Annotated in this window: 20 protein-coding genes; 8 read left to right on the forward strand and 12 right to left on the reverse strand. The window is 74.7% G+C overall.

Features of this window, described 5'->3' with window-relative positions; all coding sequences use genetic code 11:
- On the reverse strand, window positions 1-952 hold a 952-nt coding region (locus B1205_RS02720; RefSeq protein ID WP_089154381.1), incomplete at its 3' end, for a TolB family protein.
- Window positions 953-1,090: 138 nt separating this feature from the next.
- Between B1205_RS02720 and B1205_RS02725 the strand changes: the two genes are divergently transcribed.
- From B1205_RS02725 to B1205_RS29485, 4 genes are read left to right on the forward strand one after another with little or no spacing between them, the layout of a single operon-like run.
- Window positions 1,091-1,684, forward strand: a complete 594-nt coding sequence (locus B1205_RS02725) for an HD domain-containing protein (protein ID WP_089154145.1) — start codon at window positions 1,091-1,093, stop codon at window positions 1,682-1,684.
- A 60-nt stretch (window positions 1,685-1,744) separates the two neighbouring features.
- Window positions 1,745-2,224 carry a DUF2975 domain-containing protein gene (locus B1205_RS02730; RefSeq protein ID WP_089154146.1) on the forward strand — a complete coding sequence of 160 codons (480 nt, stop codon included), beginning with the start codon at window positions 1,745-1,747 and terminating at the stop codon, window positions 2,222-2,224.
- The gene (locus tag B1205_RS02735; protein WP_089154147.1) at window positions 2,224-2,442 is read left to right on the forward strand and encodes a helix-turn-helix domain-containing protein; all 219 of its coding nucleotides are present in this window, start codon (window positions 2,224-2,226) and stop codon (window positions 2,440-2,442) included. The genes B1205_RS02730 and B1205_RS02735 overlap by 1 nt, the downstream gene beginning before the upstream one ends.
- The gene (locus tag B1205_RS29485; protein ID WP_176308401.1) at window positions 2,439-2,603 is read left to right on the forward strand and encodes a hypothetical protein; all 165 of its coding nucleotides are present in this window, start codon (window positions 2,439-2,441) and stop codon (window positions 2,601-2,603) included. The genes B1205_RS02735 and B1205_RS29485 overlap by 4 nt, the downstream gene beginning before the upstream one ends.
- A 31-nt stretch (window positions 2,604-2,634) precedes the next feature.
- Here the strand turns inward: B1205_RS29485 and B1205_RS02740 are convergent, their stop codons facing one another.
- Window positions 2,635-3,834 (reverse strand): RtcB family protein, encoded by a 1,200-nt coding sequence (locus B1205_RS02740; RefSeq protein ID WP_089154148.1) that lies wholly within the window; start codon window positions 3,832-3,834, stop codon window positions 2,635-2,637.
- Window positions 3,835-3,911: 77 nt separating this feature from the next.
- On the opposite strand from B1205_RS02740, the gene B1205_RS02745 reads away from it, so the two are divergent.
- Complete coding sequence (locus B1205_RS02745) at window positions 3,912-4,199, forward strand: hypothetical protein (protein WP_140157961.1); 288 nt, start codon at window positions 3,912-3,914, stop codon at window positions 4,197-4,199.
- Window positions 4,200-4,547: 348 nt separating this feature from the next.
- Here B1205_RS02745 and B1205_RS02750 read toward each other — a convergent pair whose 3' ends face one another.
- Window positions 4,548-5,471 (reverse strand): DMT family transporter, encoded by a 924-nt coding sequence (locus B1205_RS02750; RefSeq protein ID WP_369597244.1) that lies wholly within the window; start codon window positions 5,469-5,471, stop codon window positions 4,548-4,550.
- Between the two features lie 98 nt (window positions 5,472-5,569).
- On the opposite strand from B1205_RS02750, the gene B1205_RS02755 reads away from it, so the two are divergent.
- A complete protein-coding gene (locus tag B1205_RS02755; protein ID WP_089154151.1) occupies window positions 5,570-6,487 on the forward strand; it encodes a LysR family transcriptional regulator in 918 nt (305 codons plus the stop codon).
- Here B1205_RS02755 and B1205_RS02760 read toward each other — a convergent pair.
- The gene (locus B1205_RS02760) at window positions 6,444-6,836 is read right to left on the reverse strand and encodes a hypothetical protein (RefSeq protein ID WP_089154152.1); all 393 of its coding nucleotides are present in this window, start codon (window positions 6,834-6,836) and stop codon (window positions 6,444-6,446) included. The two genes, B1205_RS02755 and B1205_RS02760, sit on opposite strands and share 44 nt — an antisense overlap.
- A 208-nt stretch (window positions 6,837-7,044) precedes the next feature.
- Between B1205_RS02760 and B1205_RS02765 the strand changes: the two genes are divergently transcribed.
- Window positions 7,045-7,818: an alpha/beta hydrolase gene (locus B1205_RS02765; protein ID WP_089154153.1), complete on the forward strand. Its 774-nt coding sequence runs from the start codon at window positions 7,045-7,047 to the stop codon at window positions 7,816-7,818.
- 61 nt (window positions 7,819-7,879) lie between these two features.
- On the opposite strand, the gene B1205_RS02770 is transcribed toward B1205_RS02765, so the two are convergent.
- Complete coding sequence (locus B1205_RS02770; RefSeq protein WP_089154154.1) at window positions 7,880-8,680, reverse strand: M15 family metallopeptidase; 801 nt, start codon at window positions 8,678-8,680, stop codon at window positions 7,880-7,882.
- A gap of 57 nt (window positions 8,681-8,737) precedes the next feature.
- Entirely contained in the window at window positions 8,738-9,703 is a 966-nt protein-coding gene (locus B1205_RS02775; RefSeq protein WP_089154155.1) for an acetylxylan esterase, read from the reverse strand.
- A gap of 215 nt (window positions 9,704-9,918) precedes the next feature.
- Between B1205_RS02775 and B1205_RS02780 the strand changes: the two genes are divergently transcribed.
- Window positions 9,919-10,944 (forward strand): LacI family DNA-binding transcriptional regulator, encoded by a 1,026-nt coding sequence (locus tag B1205_RS02780; protein ID WP_089154156.1) that lies wholly within the window; start codon window positions 9,919-9,921, stop codon window positions 10,942-10,944.
- A gap of 15 nt (window positions 10,945-10,959) precedes the next feature.
- On the opposite strand, the gene B1205_RS02785 is transcribed toward B1205_RS02780, so the two are convergent.
- From B1205_RS02785 to B1205_RS02810, 6 genes are all read right to left on the reverse strand, one after another.
- The gene (locus B1205_RS02785) at window positions 10,960-12,258 is read right to left on the reverse strand and encodes a D-alanyl-D-alanine carboxypeptidase family protein (protein ID WP_089154157.1); all 1,299 of its coding nucleotides are present in this window, start codon (window positions 12,256-12,258) and stop codon (window positions 10,960-10,962) included.
- Between the two features lie 95 nt (window positions 12,259-12,353).
- The gene (locus tag B1205_RS02790) at window positions 12,354-13,076 is read right to left on the reverse strand and encodes a polysaccharide deacetylase family protein (protein WP_089154158.1); all 723 of its coding nucleotides are present in this window, start codon (window positions 13,074-13,076) and stop codon (window positions 12,354-12,356) included.
- A gap of 326 nt (window positions 13,077-13,402) precedes the next feature.
- Entirely contained in the window at window positions 13,403-14,131 is a 729-nt protein-coding gene (locus B1205_RS02795; protein ID WP_441338432.1) for an MGDG synthase family glycosyltransferase, read from the reverse strand.
- Window positions 14,132-14,177: 46 nt separating this feature from the next.
- On the reverse strand, window positions 14,178-15,137 hold the full coding sequence (locus tag B1205_RS02800) for a lysylphosphatidylglycerol synthase transmembrane domain-containing protein (RefSeq protein ID WP_089154159.1): 960 nt from the start codon (window positions 15,135-15,137) through the stop codon (window positions 14,178-14,180).
- Between the two features lie 156 nt (window positions 15,138-15,293).
- Window positions 15,294-16,565 (reverse strand): D-alanyl-D-alanine carboxypeptidase family protein, encoded by a 1,272-nt coding sequence (locus tag B1205_RS02805; RefSeq protein ID WP_089154160.1) that lies wholly within the window; start codon window positions 16,563-16,565, stop codon window positions 15,294-15,296.
- Between the two features lie 123 nt (window positions 16,566-16,688).
- The gene (locus B1205_RS02810) at window positions 16,689-17,108 is read right to left on the reverse strand and encodes a protein-tyrosine phosphatase family protein (RefSeq protein ID WP_089154161.1); all 420 of its coding nucleotides are present in this window, start codon (window positions 17,106-17,108) and stop codon (window positions 16,689-16,691) included.
- Window positions 17,109-17,148: the final 40 nt, after the last annotated feature.

The raw sequence follows: 17,148 nt of genomic DNA on the forward strand, positions 1-17,148 counted from the left end.
AGATGGCGCGTGCCCAGTCCAGTCGGGAGCTGTCGTCGTACTCGTCGCCGGCGATCCACCACTGCGCGTCGAATCCCCGGGTGAAGACGATGATGTTGCCGCCGTCGGGGTACTCGTTGCTGTCCGGGATGGACAGCGCGGCGCAGTAGCGCCCGTCCGGGGAGAACACCGGCGACAGGTAGAACCGGGGTTCGTCGGTGAGCTTCTTCAGGCCGTCGCCGCCGACGCGCACCGACGCCAGCGACTGGTTGCGGGTCTCCAGGTCCGGATACCAGCGGCTGGTGTAGAACACCACGCGCTGCGAGTCGGGCGTGAACACCGGTCCGCCGACCTGCTCCCCCGCCTGCGGCGCGTAGAGCCGTCGCACCGTGCCGGTGGCCAGCTCCAGCACGCGCAGTTGCCAGCCCTCCGAGCGGCTGCGCCAGCGCACGACGATCTTCGAGCCGTCCCGGGACCAGTCCGGCTCACGCATGGAGTGCCCCTGCGCCAGCACGCGGGTGCCACCCGTCGTCACGTCGACCGCGATCAGCGTGTCCGCCTGCGCCCCGGTGACGAGGGCGATCTCCGTGCCGTCCGGCGACCACGTCGGGGCGCCGTAGTGGACGCCGGGCGGGTCGGCGAGCAGCGTGCGCTTCTGGCCGGTGACCCGGTCGTACACCGCCACGTAGGGCAGCAGCGTGCCGTCGCCCGACCAGCCGGTGTTCACCCAGGCCACGTACCGGCCGTCCGGTGAGGCCTTGGCGTTGTCGCCGTCGTCGAACAGCCACCGCGGGGTGGTGTGGCCCGGGTCGATCTGGCGCACGCCCCAGCCGACGCTGACCAGCCACGGCCCGTTGGCGACCGCCGCGGTGGTCGAGGCGGCGAACGCCGGCGCACCGGCCAGCCCGGTCGCGGCTGCCGCGCCGGTCAGCGCGGCGGCGCGTAGCAGGGTACGACGATTCATTCCGGTCATGTGGACTCCCCGTGGTAGACGTCGGCTCCACCCTCCGCACCGGAGCATCGGGCCGGGATCGGGCGAGCAGGTGGTTCACCGTCCGCCAGTCGGGCAACACCGATCGTCACCTGCCGGGCAGCCGGTAGCCTCGCCCCGGTGACCTCCGACGCGCTGCGCCGTGCCCTGACCGAACCGGGCGACCCACCGCTGCTCCCGCTGCCCGGGGTGGCCGCCGAGCTTCTCCTCGCGTTGGCCGCGCCGCCTCGGCTCGGCGCGCACCTGCGGCTGGTGCACGACGTCGCCTGGCACCTCACCGCCGCGTTCACCGAACGCTTCGGCGCGGTGCCGTTCGACCGCCAGGCGGTGCTGTTCGGCTCGGCGGTGCACGACCTGGGCAAGGTCGAGCACCCGGCCGAGCTGACCGGTCCCGGTTCCGCGCACGAGGAGGCGGGCTACCAGTTGCTGCTGCGCTACGGGGTGCCCGAGGAGCGGGCCCGCTTCGCCGTCACCCACGCCGCCTGGCACGCCCCCGGGACGCAACTGGAGGACCTGCTGGTCAGCCTCGCCGACAACGTGTGGAAGGGCCGCCGGGTCACCGACCTGGAGCAGCTCGTGGTGGACCGGCTCGCGGACATCACCGGGCAGCAGCGCTGGCAGACCTTCCTGGCTCTCGACGACGTGCTCGCCGACCTGGCCGCCGGCGCGGACCGCCGGCTCGCCTTCCAGGCCGACCATCCGCTGTACGGGTGACCGTTCGCCGAACGCGGGGAACCGATTGACTTTCGATAGGTTGCGAGCGATAGTCGATGCATGTTGACTACCGAGCGCGCGGTGACGGCACTCCGCGCCTTTCTCGTCCTGCTGTTCGGGATCCTGGTGCTGTTCCAGACCCTGTCGCTGCCCGGCCAGTTCGCCCACCTGGCCCGGGAGGACCCGGACCTGGCGTACCTCAGGTGGCCGGCCACCGCGGTGACCGTCTTCTGGGTGCTCTGCGTGCAGGTGGTGATCGTGTGCACCTGGCAACTGCTCACCCTGGTCCGCACCGACCGGATCTTCACCGAGGCGTCGCTGGCCTGGGTGGACCGGATCGTCTGGGCCGTCGCCGCCGCCTGGGCGGTGCTGGTCGGCGTCTTCCTCTACGTCGGTTTCCACGCGGACGACCCGGGGCTACCGCTGCTGCTCTTCCTGTTGACCACCGGCGTCAGCGTGCTGGGGCTGCTGATGATCGTGCTGCGTACGCTGCTGCGGCAGGCCACCACGCTGCGCACCGACATGGAAGCGGTGATCTGATGCCCATCGTCGTCCGCATCGACGTCGAGCTGGCCCGGCGCAAGATGAGCGTCGGCGAGTTCGCCGAGCGGGTCGGGCTCACGCCCGCCAACGTCGCCGTGCTGAAGAACGGCCGGGCCAAGGCCGTCCGCTTCAGCACGCTGGAGGCGATGTGCCGGGTGCTCGGCTGCCAGCCCGGCGACCTGCTCGAATACGTCACCGACGAGGAGGATCGATGAGATACCTGGTCGCCGCCGCGGCGTCGCTCGCCGTCGTGCTCGGCGTCGCCGGGCTCGCGTACGGCGAAGCCGACGACTCCCCCGGCCTGCAACTGCTGTCCGCGCTGCTCGTCATCGGCGCGGTCGCCATCGGCGTACGGATGGTCCGGGGCACCCGGTAGGGCCGGCGTCCGGAAGAACGCCGGCCCCGTCTCAGCCCTTCACGCAGACGACCTGCTTGAGATGCGCGACCACCTCGACCAGGTCTTCCTGCTGGGCCATCACCTCGGTGATGTCCTTGTACGCGCCGGGGATCTCGTCGACCACGCCGGCGTCCTTGCGGCACTCCACGCCGGCCGTCTGGGCGGCCAGGTCGTCGGTGCTGAACGTCCGCTTCGCCTGCCCCCGCGACATCCGCCGCCCGGCCCCGTGCGACGCCGAGCAGTACGCGTCGGGGTTCCCCCGGCCACGCACGATGTACGAGCCGGTGCCCATCGAGCCGGGGATGATGCCCAGGTCGCCCGCCCCGGCCCGGATCGCGCCCTTGCGGGTCACCAGCACGTCCACCCCGTCGTAGCGCTCCTCGGCCACGTAGTTGTGATGACACGAGATCGGCTCGTCGTAGCCGACCCGCGGGAACGCGTCGCGCACCACCTGGCCGAGCAGCGCCAGCATGACCGCCCGGTTGCGCCGCGCGTACTCCTGCGCCCACCACAGGTCCCGGCGGTACGCGTCCATCTCCGGCGTGCCGGCCAGGAACACCGCGAGGTCCCGGTCCGGCAGGTCGACGTTGTGCGGCAGCCCGCGGGCCACCGCCATGTGCCGTTCGGCCAACTCCTTGCCGATGTTGCGGGAACCGGAGTGCAGCATCAGCCAGACCCGGCCGTCGTCCGCGCCGCCCTGCTCCAGGCACACCTCGATGAAGTGGTTGCCGCCGCCGAGCGTGCCGAGCTGACGCTGCGCCCGCGTCTCCAACTGCGCCACCCGCCGGTCGAGCGTGGCGAACCGGCGCCAGAAGTCGTCCCAGCCGGCCTGCTCCAGGCCACGCACCCGGCGCGGATCCACCGCGTGGTCGCGCATCGCGAACCCGACCGGGATCGCCGCCTCGATCGCCGAACGCAGCGGCCCCAGGTCGTCGGGCAGGTCGGCGGCGGTGAGCGAGGTACGGACCGCGGACATGCCGCAGCCGATGTCGACACCGACCGCGGCCGGCGAGACCGCCTGCCGCATGGCGATCACCGAGCCGACGGTCGCGCCCTTGCCGAAGTGCACGTCCGGCATCACCGCGACGCCCTGCACCCAGGGCAGCGCGCCGATGTTGCGTAGCTGCCGGGCCGCCTGCGCCTCGATCGCGTACGGGTCGGTCCAGACCCGGACCGGCGCCCGGGTGCCGGCCAGCGGCGTGAAACCCATTGTTATCTCCTTGACCCTTGTCGATGTCTCTGTCGCTCTGCCAAGCTCGGGCGTCGGATCGAGCATGAGGAGCCTTGATGCCTGCACTTCGTCGGATCGCCGCAGCCATGATGCTGGCCGGGGCGGTGACCACATCCGTCCTGGCCGCCGGCCCCGCACACGCCGCCGAGACCAGGTCCTACGTGGGCATCGGGTTGAACAACAACTACTTCACCGCGCTGTACTACGCCACGAACAACGCGTGGGCCCTCGCCAGCGCGGACGGGTTCGACCCGGCCACGCAGTGCAGCCCCGGTGGGAACTTCGCGACGCAGCCGTTGCCGGGCCTCTACCAGGTGCGGGCGCTCGTCAACTGCACCCGCTGACCCCGACACCCCGGCGGCGCCTCCATCCTTCGCGGGTGGAGGCGCTGCCGTGCCGCAGGCGCAGACCTACGCGGTCGTGCGACGACGTGCCGACGGGCGCAACCCTCGGCCAGCGTCAGGCCGGGACAGCGCGTGGCAACCGCCCGTGCCCGCCGCAAGGAGCAGGGCACCGGCACGCGGCGCGGGGCCGCTCACCTCGGGCGCGATTCTGCTGCGACACGGCGTGCTCCCTGGATCGGACCGGGCTGACGTTGCCCGCTCACGCTACGTCCGCCGCCACAGAGCAGCAACCCAATACCCCCACCCCACCCCGGACCCGCCCCGTTGATCATGAAGTTGGCGGGACCGTCACCGGCGTGTCGGACCGCCAACCTCATGATCGACGGTTGGTCGCTGGGCAGCGGGTGACCGATCCGGGCCGTCGCCACGCCTTGCCGGTCGTCGGCGGGTCAGGCCGACCCCGGTCAGGACGACCAGCATCCCGAGGGCGACCCGGACGCTGAACGCCTCGTGCAGCACGACAGCGCCCAGCGCGACCGAGACCACCGGGAGCAGGTAGCCGACCGTCGCGGCGTTGGTGGCGCCCTCGGCGGCGATGATCCGGTAGGTCAGGTGGAAGGTGACCCCGGTCGCGACCACGCCCAGGATCACGACCGCGACCAGGCTCCTCGGGTGGAGCTCGATCGGCGTCAGGCCACCGGCTGGCAGGGTCGTCGCGGTCAGGCCGGTCGCCGCGACGAGCTGCGCGGCGGACAGCGAGACGGTGGGGATACCCCGGCCGACCAGGCGTCGGCCCAGGTAGGCGAAGCCGACGGCATAGCTCGCCGCCGCGGCGACGATGGCGAGGGCACCCCACCCCACCGGCCCCGACGTCTGCCAGGGCGCGAAGATCAGCACCACTCCGACGAAGCCGAGCAGGAGCCCGCCCAGCCGGACCGGCCGGAGCCCGCGCTCCGAGCCGATCACGACGCCGATCACCAGGGACCAGAGCGGAGTGGTCGCGTTCAACACCCCTGCCACTCCGGAGTCGATGGTCTGCTGTCCGATGCTGAACATGGCGAACGGCAGGGCGTTGCAGAAGAACGCTGCCACGACGACGTGACCCCAGACCGCGCCCCGAGGCAGCCGTCGACCCGAGAGCAGGCACGCGGCGAGCAGCGCGGCCGATCCGAGTACGCAGCGGCTGAGCGTGACCTGGACCGGCGTCAGGTCGTCCAGCGCCAATTCGATCCAGAGGAAGGTCGATCCCCACAGGAGGGCGAGCACACCCACCCGAATCCATGCCCATGTCCGGTCCACGGCATGAACGGTGCCGCGTGCCATCGAAAAGGAAAAGCAAAGGTTTCTGCATCACCGTTAAGGTCTGCTACATGATGGACGTCCGGCGTCTCCAGGTGCTGCGAGCGGTGGTCACCAGCGGGTCGGTGACCGCGGCGGCAGCGCACCTCGGCTACACCCCGTCCGCCGTCAGCCAGCAGGTGGCGGCGCTGGAGCGGGAGGCCGGGATCGCGCTGCTCGAACGAGTCGGCCGAGGTGTCCGGCCCACGGCGGCGGGCCGCCTGCTCACCGAACACGCGGCCCTCATCAGTCAGCGTCTCGCCGAGGCCGAGACCGCGTTGGCCGACCTGCGCGCCGGGCGTACGGGGCGGTTGACGATCCGCTACTTCGCCTCGGTGGGGCCGACCCTGCTGGCACCCGCCCTCGCCCGGCTCCGCCGGGAGCACTCCGGCGTGTCGATCGACGCCAAGGTGACCGATCCGGACGATCTGCTGTCGACCGTGGCGCGGGGTGACGCCGACCTGGCCGTCGTGGTCCGCCGGCCGGGCGACGGAAGCCGCCCGGGCCTGCGGATGGTACGCCTGCTCGACGACGTCTACCGGGCCGTGCTGCCCGCCGGGCACCCGCTCGCCGGGCAACAGGTGGTCAACCTGGCCGAACTCGCCGGCGAGCCCTGGGTCGGCAGCGAACCTCCCGGTCCCTGCCTGGAGCCGATCGTCGAGGCCTGCGCCGCGGCCGGGTTCAGCCCGGACATCGTGGCGGAGGCGGAGGACTATGCCACGGCCCAGGGCTTCGTCGCGGCCGGCCTTGGCGTCAGCCTCATCCCCGAGCTGGGACTGGGCACCCGCCATGCGGGCGTCGCCGTCCGCCGGGTCCGCCGCCCGGAACCGGTCCGGACGATCTACGCCGTGGTCCGGGAGACCCGGCCGGCGCAGCCCGCGCTGGGCGCGTTGATCGACGCCCTCCTCAGCCTGCCTGCGCCACCGGGTGGCGCTTCATCTCCTCCATGAAGGAGTAACGACCGGTCAGCTCGGCCAGCGTCGTGCCGGCCCGCCAGGCGGCGGCCACCTGCGCGACCTGGAGCAGGTCGGTGGCGTCACCGCGGGCCTGGACCTCGCCGTCCACCCGCAGGTCGATCATGAAGTAGCGGGCCTGGGCGCCGAGGCTGACGCAGACCACGCCCCGCTCGGAGGTCAGCTCGGCGCAGGTGAACCGGCTGCGCCCCTGCTCAGGGGCGGTGATTTCGCCGACGTCGAGCTGGTGTGCGTGCGCGGTCCGCGCGAGCGCGGGAGCCAGGCCGCCCGGCTCGACCAGATCCGGGTAGAGGCGCACACCCAGTGCGGCCGACACGTCGCTCATGACTGACTCCCACTTCCTCGTGGACAGAGACCAGCAACGCGCAGGTTACGAACACGTTTCCGGCGCGCATGGCCATCCTGTCCCGCCCGACCGCCGACGGCAATAGGTGCCGTCGATCCGGCCTCCGTCGGGCCGGCATCCGCGCCCGTGACGGGCGGTGCGAGCGCCCGTCGGGCCAGCGGCCTACACCGGGGTACGCTGCCGGGCCATGGCCCGGATCAGGTGTGACTTCTTCTCCGAGGCGCTCGGCATGGGCACCTCGATGACCGTGCTGCTGCCCGAGGTCGGCGCGGCCGGGATCGGCATGGCCGGCGCGGCCGGCGACGGCGACCCGCCGGTGCTCTACCTGCTGCACGGCCTGAGCGACGACGACACGGTCTGGACCCGGCGCACCTCGATCGAACGCTACGTCGCCCCGCTCGGGCTGGCCGTGGTGATGCCGCAGGTGCGGCGGAGCTTCTACTGCGACGAGGCGCACGGCAACCGCTACTGGACGTTCCTCAGCGAGGAGCTGCCCGAGGTGTGCCGGTCCTTCTTCCGCCTCTCCGACCGGCGGGAGGACACGTTCGTCGCGGGCCTGTCGATGGGCGGCTACGGGGCAGTGAAGTGGGCGCTGCGCCACCCGGACCGGTTCGCCGCGGCGGCCAGCCTGTCCGGTGCGCTCGACGTGGTGCACCGACGGAACCACTCGAGCAGGCCGGTCGACCCGGCGGTGTGGCACACCGTCTGGGGCGACCGTCCGGCACCGGAGCACGATGACACGGTGGCACTGCTGGAGCGGGCCGGTGCGGACCTGCCCGCGCTCTACGTCGCCTGCGGCACCGAGGACTTCCTCCACGAGGACAACGTGCGGTTCGTCGACGCCGCCCGGCGGCGGGGGCTGCCGGTCACGGTCGACTTCGGTCCGGGCGACCACGAGTGGGGCTACTGGGACACGCAGATCCAGCAGGTGCTGGCCTGGCTCCCCCTGCGCCGGCCCTGACGGGGCGCGGTGTTAAGCGGGGGCCCCTCCTATACCGGAGGCGTTAATAGGGGGCCCCTCCTTACCGGACGGGGAAGTCGAACCAGGTGGTCGGGTACGGCTCGTCTAGGTAGCGGTAGTGCCACCACTCGCGCGGGTAGTTATCGAAGCCCTGTGCGGTCATCAGCTCGCGCAGCAGCGCGCGGTTGGCCCGGGCGGTGTCGCTGATCAGGGCGTCGGCGGTGTGGGCGCGGGGGTCGAAGCAGTCGAAGCCGGTGCCCATGTCGACCGAGTCGTCGCCGAAGCGGCGGCCGGCGGGGGCGGTGCAGGGCACCAGGGGCTGGCCCGGCGCGTACCCGGCCTGGTCGGGGGTGGGCACCGGCACCAGGGTCAGGTCCACGGTGCTGGCCCGGCTGTGCGCCGTCGGCGCGCCGATGTACCCGTCGGCGAAGAGCCGGCCCTTCGGCACGTCGGGATAGAACTCGCCCTTCATCTGCTGCTCGTCGGGGCGCTTCGCCCAGGCGACGAACTCGTTCACGGCCCGCTGCGGGCGGTAGCAGTCGTACACCTTCAGGCTGTGGCCGCCGGTGAGCGCGGCGGCCTGTACCCGCCGCAACGCCTCGGCGGCCCGGCGGGTGAGCAGGCAGAGCGGTTCGGCGTAGCCGTCGATCGGCCGGCCGACGAAGTTGTGCGCGCCGGCGTACCGGATGTCGGTGCGCACGCTCGGGTCGACGGTGGCCAGGTCGACGATGTCGGCCGGGGCGCGGGGGCCGGTCGGGGTGACCGACGGCGGGGGCGGCGGCGGGGGCGGGCGCTGGCAGGCCGCGGTGAACGCCGTGGCCGCCGCGACCAGGACCGCCGTCGCGCGTCTGCCGGTGCCCACCCTGCCGTGTCTACCAGCCGCACCGAGCGCCGGGCCGGCAATCGCCGAGACCGGCGGTCAGCCGGTCAGCACGTCGCGGAGGAAGTCGAGTGCGGCGGCGTCGTCGTCGATGCCGCCCGCCTCGTGGCCGTTGAAGCGCCAGACCGTCAGGTCCTTGTCGCCCCGGTAGTCGTGGTAGGCGGCGAAGACGGTCGACGGCGGGACGATGTCGTCCATCAGCGCGACGGAGAAGCGGGCTGGCACGGTGGCACGCCGGGCGAAGGCGACGCCGTCGACGTAGCCCAGCGTGCGCAGCACCTGCTCCTCCTGGTCCCGGTGCACGGCCAGGTAGTCGCGGATCTCGCGGTAGGGCATGGTGTCGGTGATCGTCACCGCGCGGGGAATGTCGCAGAGGAACGGCACGTGCGCCACCGCCGCGCGCACCCGGGGCGTCAGCGCGGCGGCGGCCAGCGCGGCGGCGCCGCCCTGGCTGTGGCCCAGCACGGCGATCCGGTCCGGGTCGACGGCCGGCAGGCCGCACGCCGCGTCGACGGCGCGGACGGCGTCGGTGAGGAAGCGGCGGTAGTAGTAGCGGCGCGGGTCCTCCACACCCCGGGTGGCCATCCCCGGCGCCTGCGGCCCGGCCGCCGCGACGTCCGGCGTGTCGCCCCGGCTCCACCCGGAGCCCTGCCCCCGGGTGTCCATCTGGAGGTGCGCGAAGCCGGCGGCGGACCAGAGCAGGTTCTCCAGCGGGTGGCCGCGCCCGCCGCCGTAGCCGACGTACTGCACGACGGTCGGCAGCGGCCCGGACGCGGCGCGGGGCGCCCGCAGCCAGGCCCGGACCGGTTGGCCGGCGAAGCCCGGGAAGGTCACGTCGAACACGTCCAGCCCGGCCAGCGGGGTGGGCACCGGGGTGGCCTCCGCCGGGTCACCGCAGGAGCGCGCCTCGGTCAGCGTGTCGGCCCAGAACGCGTCGAAGTCCGGCGGCTCGCGCAGGTCGCTGCGGTACTGGCGGAGCTCCGCCTCGGGCAGGTCGGTGAACACGCCTCGGCTTCCTCGCGGGTCGGTGGGGAGGACTCGTGCGGTGGGACGACGACGGTGGACACCGGAAGCGCCCGGGAGATTTCCGGAATGTTTCCGCGGCCCGTGCGAACGCTAGGGGCGGCCCGGCCTGTCGTCAAGCCCTCGCCGTACGGCAGGATGTCGGTAGGGCGGCACGGTTTTCCGGACGGTTCCGGCAGCCGGCGAAGGGGACACGGGTGAGCGCGGACGACGAACGCAGGGTGACCATCACCGCGATCGCACGGGAGGCCGGTGTCTCCGTGCCCACCGTGTCGCGGGTGCTCAACGGGCGTTCCGACGTCGCGCCGGACACCCGGGAACGGGTCGAGGAGCTGCTGCGCCACCACGGCTACCGGCGCCGCGGCAGCCGCACCGTACGCCGGGCGGACCTGGTCGACCTGGTCTTCAACGACCTGGACAGCCCCTGGGCCGTGGAGATCATCCGGGGGGTGGAGGACGTCGGCCACGCCGCCGGGGTGGGCACCGTCGTCTCGGCCGTCCACCAGGAGTCCAGCTCGACCCGGCAGTGGCTGCACAACCTGCGCGCCCGCGCCTCGGACGGCGTGATCGTGGTGACCTCGCACCTGAGCCCGCCGGTGCAGGCCCAACTGCGCCGGCTCAACGTGCCGGTGGTGGTGGTCGACCCGGCCGCCGGGGTGGCCGGGACGGACGCGCCGGCGATCGGCGCCACCAACTGGAACGGTGGCCTGGCCGCCACCGAGCACCTGCTGAAGCTGGGCCACCGGCGGATCGGCTTCGTGGCCGGCCCACCGCACCTGCTGTGCAGCCGCGCCCGGTTGGACGGCTACCGGACGGCCCTGGCGGCCGCCGGCGTGCCGACCGACGACCGGCTGGTCCGTCCCGGCGACTTCTACCACGCCTCCGGCTACACCGCCGGCGACGAACTGCTCGGCCTGGACGACCCGCCGACGGCGATCTTCGCCGCCAGCGACCAGATGGCCTTCGGCGTGTACGAGGCGGTGCGCCGGCGCGGGCTGCGCGTCGCCGATGACGTGAGCGTGGTCGGCTTCGACGACCTGCCCGAGGCCCGATGGGCCTCACCGCCGCTGACCACCGTGCGCCAGCCGCTGGTGGAGATGGGCCGACTCGCCGCCCGCACCGTGCTGCGGCTGGCCCAGGGCGAGGAGATCGAGTCGCCCCGGATCGAGCTGGCCACCGAACTCGTGGTGCGCGACAGCACCGCGCCGCCCGCCGCCCGGTAGCCGACCGGGGGCATTTCAGCCGTCTTCCGGAAGTTCCGACTCGGCCAGCGCCGGGCCGGTCGACAGGGCGACCGCAGCGGCGTGCCGGCGTCGCCGGGCCAGCAGCACCGCTCCCCCGGCCACCAGCACCACGCCCACCGCGACCGACACCCCGGTGCCCGGCCGGGCGTCGGTGGCCGCCGTGCCGCCGCGCAGGTCGGCCCGCCCGGCCAGGGCCGAGGCCGCCCCGGCCCCGGGCGTCGTGGTGCGCTCCAGTTCCCCGGGCTCCACCAGCCGCCCGACCGCGGCGTTGCGGGGCTGCCCGAAACCCCAGTCCAGCAGCGCGGCGCCCTGCTGCCAGCCCCGCTGGGTCGGCACCTCCGCGCCGAGCAGGGTGACCACCAGCCGCCGCCCGCCACGCTCGGCCGCGCCGACGTACGTGTGCCGGGCCAGGTCGGTGAAGCCGGTCTTGCCGCCGATCGCACCCGGGTAGGAGTCGAGCAGCCGGTTGTCGTTCTGAATCTGGAAGGACTTCTCGCGCAGCGCCGGCTGGGCGGGCACCTGCGCCGTGCGGGTGGCGGTGTACCGGCGGAAGGCCGGGTCGGCGAAGCATGCCCGGGCGATCAACGCCAGGTCGTACGCGCTGGTCAACTGCCCCGGACCGTCCAGCCCGGACGGGGTGACCGCGTGTGTCTGCCGGGCGCCCAGCCGGCGCGCCTCGACGTTCATCGCCCGGACGCCGCCGGCCAGTCCGTCCGGGCCGCCGCCGAGGCGGGCCAGCGCGTTCGCCGCCTCGTTACCCGACTTCAGCAGCAGGCCCAGCCAGATCGTCTCGATCCGGTAGTGCCCGCCCTCGGCCAGCCCGACCGCCGAGCTGCCCGGCTCGATCGCCAGGTCCCCGGCGGTCACGGTGACCTCCCGGTCCGGGTCCAGTCGGGGCAGCATCGTGGCGGCCAGCAACAGCTTCTGCACGCTCGCCGGGACGCCGTACTCGTGCGGGCCGCAGCCGCCGAGCACCGCGCCGGTGTCCAGGTCCGCGACCAGCCACGAGGTCGCGGTCACCGCCGGGGGCGTCGTCGCCGCGGGCGGGACGACGAGGCCGGTGGTGTCCAGCGCGGCCCCACCGACGGCCCGGTCGGCGGGGTCGGGCGGGGGTGGCGGCTGCGGTGGCCGGGTGGCCGGGGCCGGCACGTTCGGGCAGGGCGGCGCTCCGCCGGGCGGGCGGCGGGCCGACGCCCCGCCGGCCCGCACGCCGGCCGCCGCGGGTGTCACCGGCGTCGACAGGGGCAGGAGCAGGGCGGCGACCAGCGCCACGGACGATCCCCAGGTCCTCATGACCCGGACGCTAGCCACGCCGACCCGAACGGGTCACCGGGTCCGGGATTCGCGCCCCCGGCCGGGTGCCATGGGATAGGGTCCGCGACCGCCGGTCAGGACGCGGGCAGCCCATGGGTGGCGAGCGGGCCGATGTGCCAGCCCCGGCGGCGGCACTCGGCCAGGATGCCGGGCAGCGCGCCCAGCCCGGCCCGCCAGGCACCCGGCGCGGCGGCGTGGGACGAGTCGTGCAGCAGCACGGTGCCACCACCGCGCAGGCCGGCCAGGACCCGGTGTCGGACGGTGTCCGCCGTGGCCGTCGCCGTCCAGTCCCGGCCCCAGCAGCTCCACAGCACCGGACGCAGCCCCAGCCGCCGGGCGGCCAGCAGCGTCGCGGCGGTGAGCACCCCGTACGGCGGGCGCAGGAACTTCGGCGGCGTACCGGTCACGTCCGCCACCAGCTCGTACGCCCGGCGCAGGTCGTGGATCGTGCCGGCCGGTCCGCGCAGCAGCAGGTTGTCGTGCGCCCAGCCGTGCAGGGCGACCTCGTGACCGGCCGCGACCAGCCGGCGGCCCAGGTCCGGGTGGTCCCGCAGCATCGCGCCGAGCACGAAGAACGTGGCCCGGGCCCGGTGCGCCGCGAGCACGTCCAGGAAGTGGGGCGTGGACTCCGGGTCCGGGCCGTCGTCGAAGGTGAGCGCGACCCGGTCGGGCGCGCCGAGACCGTGCAGGCCGGGCAGCAGGCGCCGACGGACGGCGGGCAACACGGTCACCGCCGGCGCCGCCTGGACCGCCGGCAGCGCCACCGCCGCGACCCGGGCCAGGGCGGCGGTTCTCACCGCAGCCCGCCGGTGGACTGGAGCAGCGCCGCGACGACGGCGACCGCGTCACCCACCGGATCCAGCAGCGGCCGGCGGTTCGGCGCGGCCGGTCCGGCCGGCTCGGCCCGGCGCGCGGCCTCGGCGACCAGCCCGGCCGGTTCCTCGGGCCGCCCGCCGTCGCGNNNNGCCGGCCCACCGGGTCAGGCCCGACCGGGCCAGGATGGCGGCGTTCGCCCGCCCGTGGCCAGGAAGGGGACGGTAGGTCACCACCGGCACGCCGGCCGCGAGGGCCTCCTGGCAGGTCAGGCCGCCCGCGTTCTCCACCACGACGTCCACGGCCCGCATCAGCGCCGGCATGTCGTCCACCCACCCCAGCACATGCCGCCCGTCACCGCGNNNNCCGCCCCGACCTCGGCCACCGTGGCCGCCACCTCGCCGACGCCCCAGGAGCCCGCGACGACCAGGGCGAGCACGCCGTCCACCGGCAGCCCGAACCGCTGCCGGAGCCGCCGCCGGTCGCACTCGCCGTACCCGTCGAACGCCCGGGACACCAGCGGTCGGACCACCGTGACGTCGACGCCGGCGGACGGCTGCCGCTCGGCGTGCCGGAGCACGCAGTAGACGTCGACGCCCGGCGCCAGCCAGGTCGGGTGCACCACGAGGTCGGTCACGTACGTGAGCACCGGGACCCGGAGCCGCCCGCGACGCCGCAGCGGCCCGAGCAGCTGGTTGGCGAACGGGTAGGTGCTGACCACCGCCCGGGTGTCCGGCGGAATGCGCCGGCGCAGGGGACGGCGGAACGGGCGCAGCAGGGCGCGCAGGGCGCGCACCGACGTCCGCGACCGGCTGGTCAGCGAGAAGAGCAGCTGGTAGCCCCAGGGGAGCCGGTGCAGCACCCCCCGGTAGGTTTCGCGCACCGCCCGGTGCAGCGGACCGGGCAGCAGGTCGAGCAGGTTCAACCGGTCCACCTCGAAGCCCCGGCCACGTAGCCGCTCCGCCAGCTCGTCGGCGGCCCGGTCGTGCCCGGCGGCGATGTCCGCGGAGACCACCACGATCCGTCCCGGGTGCCCCATGCCCGGCGCATACCCGCCGGGGCGGCGTCCACGCGGTCGGCCGCGCTCAGACCACGCCACGCCGGACGAGCAGGCGTAACGCCAGATAGCCGGGCGGCACCGGCAGCCAGAAAGTGGCCAGGCGGTAGACGAGCACCCCGGCCACCGCCGTGCCCGTCGGCACGCCATAGAGCAGCAGCCCGGAGACCAGGGCCGCCTCGGTGGCGCCGAGACCGCCGGGCGTCGGTGCGGCGCCGGACACCCCCTCGCCCACCACGGACACCAGCACCACCGGGGCCACCAGCGACGCCGTCGCGGCCAGCCCGACGGCGAGCAGCGCCGACCAGAGCGCGGCACCGTAGGCGAGCGTCAGCGCCATGCTCACCAGCAGCAACGGCACCACGCGCCCGCCTCGCACCAGCGCCCGCAGCGCGTCGACGGCCCGCCGCCGGGCCCCGCCGATCCGGGTACGCCAGCGCGGGACGGCCAACGCGACGGCGGCGGCCAGCAGCCCGGCGAGCACGATCACCAGCACGGTCAGCCCGCGTCCGGCGGCGGCGGCCGCGAGATGCCGGCGGGCGCCCTGGGCGAACGGCAACAGGACGGGCAGCAACAGTGCGAACCCGAGCACCCCGGACACCCGGTCCACGGCGACGCCGGTGGCCGCCGCCGCGGTGTCCAACCCCTGCCGGCGCAGGTACCGCAGGCTCAACGCGGCCCCGCCGACCGCGCCCGGCGCGAGCCGGTTCACGAAGGACGAGGCCACCTGCACCGCGACCGTGCGGCCCAACGGCAGCGGGGCCGCGACGGCGAACCGCAGCGACAGGGCGCTGAGCAGGTAGGTGGTGGCCGCGGCCAGCAGCGTCCCGGCCACCGGCAGCGGGCCGGCGTGCGCCACCTCCCGCAGCGCGGCGCGGACCTGGCCGAGTTGGGGCAGCAGGAAGTGCACCAGCAGACCGAGCATGACGAGCAGGAACACGTCCCGGCGGGTGACCCGGACGTGGGACGACCGCCGGCGGCGCGACATCACCGCTCTCAGCGGGCCGCACGGACGCGCCGGGGTGCCGGCCCCGCCCCGTCGGCCGACCGGCTGTCCCGCATGATCCGACGATAGGGCGGCCCGAGGTGCGGCGGGACGACAACGCCCGCGATCCGCCCGACCGGCGGCCCGCCCGCGCGGTCGTCAGTCGCGGCGGCGGCCGGGTCGACGGGAGCGGTTGCGGCGGGCGGCGAGCAGCGCCGCCACCGTACCGACGGCGAGCGCGAGCAACCCGGCGGTGGGCACGATGAGCTGCCAGTCCCCGTCGGCCATCCGGCGCAGCGCGGTGCCCCCCGGTCCCCGCCAGGGCGGCGGCGCGGGCCGGGTGGGGGCGGCGGCCACCGGGGCCGGTTCCGGCTCGACCGGCGCGGAGTCCAGCTCACCCGGATCGACGAGCCGGCCGACCGAGGCGTCCCGGGGCAGCGAGAAGCCCCAGTCGAGCAGTTGCGCGCCCTGCTGCCACCCGCGTACCGGTCGGGCCTCGGCACCGAGCAGGGTCACCACCAGACGGCGTCCGTCCCGCGCGGCGGCACCCACGTAGCTGTGCCGGGCCAGCTCGGTGAAGCCGGTCTTGCCACCGATCGCCCCCGGATAGCGGTAGAGGAGCTGGTTCTCGTTCTGGATCTGGAACCCGCCCTTCTTCAACGCCGGCTGGGCCGGGATCTGGGTCCGTTCGGTCTGCGCGTACCGCCGGAACCGGACGTCGGCGAAGCAGGACCGGGCGATCAGCGCCAGGTCGTACGCGCTGGTGAACTGCCCCGGGCCGTCCAGCCCGGACGGGGTGACGGCGTGGGTCTGGCGCGCGCCGAGCCGGCGGGCCTCGGCGTTCATCTCGGCCACCCCGGCCCCGGCACTGCCGGCGCCCAGCCGGGCCAGCATGTTCGCCGCGTCGTTGCCGGACTGGAGCAGCAGGCCCAGCCAGAGCGTCTCGACCGCGTAACGACCACCGACGAGCAGGCCGACGGCTGAGCTGCCCGGTTCGATGTCCAGGTCGGCGCGGGTGGCGACGGCCACCTGCTTCGGGTCGAGCCGGTTCAGCATGGTGGCGGCCAGCAGCAACTTCTGGGTGCTCGCCGGCGTGCCGTACACATGCGGGCCGCAGGCGCCGAGCACGGCGCCGCTGTCCAGGTCGGCGACCAGCCAGGTGGTGGCGGTGACCGCCGGGGGCGTGGCGCTGCCGGGCGGGGTGACCAGGCCGGGCGCGGCCAGCGCCGCGCCGCCCACCGCGAGCTGCTCGGGCGTCGGTGCCGGCGCGACGGGGCGCGGTGGCCGGGAGACCTTCGGCGCGGGCCGGCGGGGGCAGGGCGGCGTGGCCGCGGGTGCGGCGCCCGCCGCGGCGACGCCCTCGGCCGGGACGGGCGCCCCGGCGACGAGCAGGGTGACGGCGGTGACGACGGCCAGAACCCGGGCTCTCATGAGGAGGCACCCTACCCAGCCCCGCGCGCGGAGGCGGCGCGGCTCACCCGAACGGTGACGCTGCGCCTTCGCGGCGGCTCCCGACCGTGGTCGCCCCGGCCGGTGCGCCCGGATCGACGCCGGTCACCGGACGCCGCGCAGCCACCGCCGTTGCCATGGCGTCTCGACGGCACGCGGATGGTAGCGCGTGCGCACCCAGGCCACCGCCCGGCTCGGATCCAGGCCGTCCAGCACGGCCAGGGCGGCGAGGGCGGTCCCGGTGCGGCCGATGCCGCCGCGGCAGGCCACCTCGACCCGCTGGCCCGCATAGGCCCGCCGCCAGCCCTCACGCATGGCGTCGAGGGCGTCGGCCCGATCAAGCGGAACCCAGAAGTCGGGCCAACGGACCCGCCGGGCCGCCCAGGCCGGATCGGGCCCGGGCGCCAGCAACAGGGCGAAGTCGGCGGGCGCGGCCGGCGCGGCGACCCGACGCCCGCGCACGGTGGCGCCGCCGGGCAGGGTGAGCAGGCCGGTCGGGTCCGTCCACGGCGGCGTCGTCTCCACCGGGCCATTCTGCCGAATCCCACCCGCACGCGGGTGCCCG

Source organism: Micromonospora sp. NBS 11-29, assembly GCF_002140155.1.
In the GTDB taxonomy this organism is placed as follows: Bacteria; Actinomycetota; Actinomycetes; order Mycobacteriales; family Micromonosporaceae; genus Micromonospora.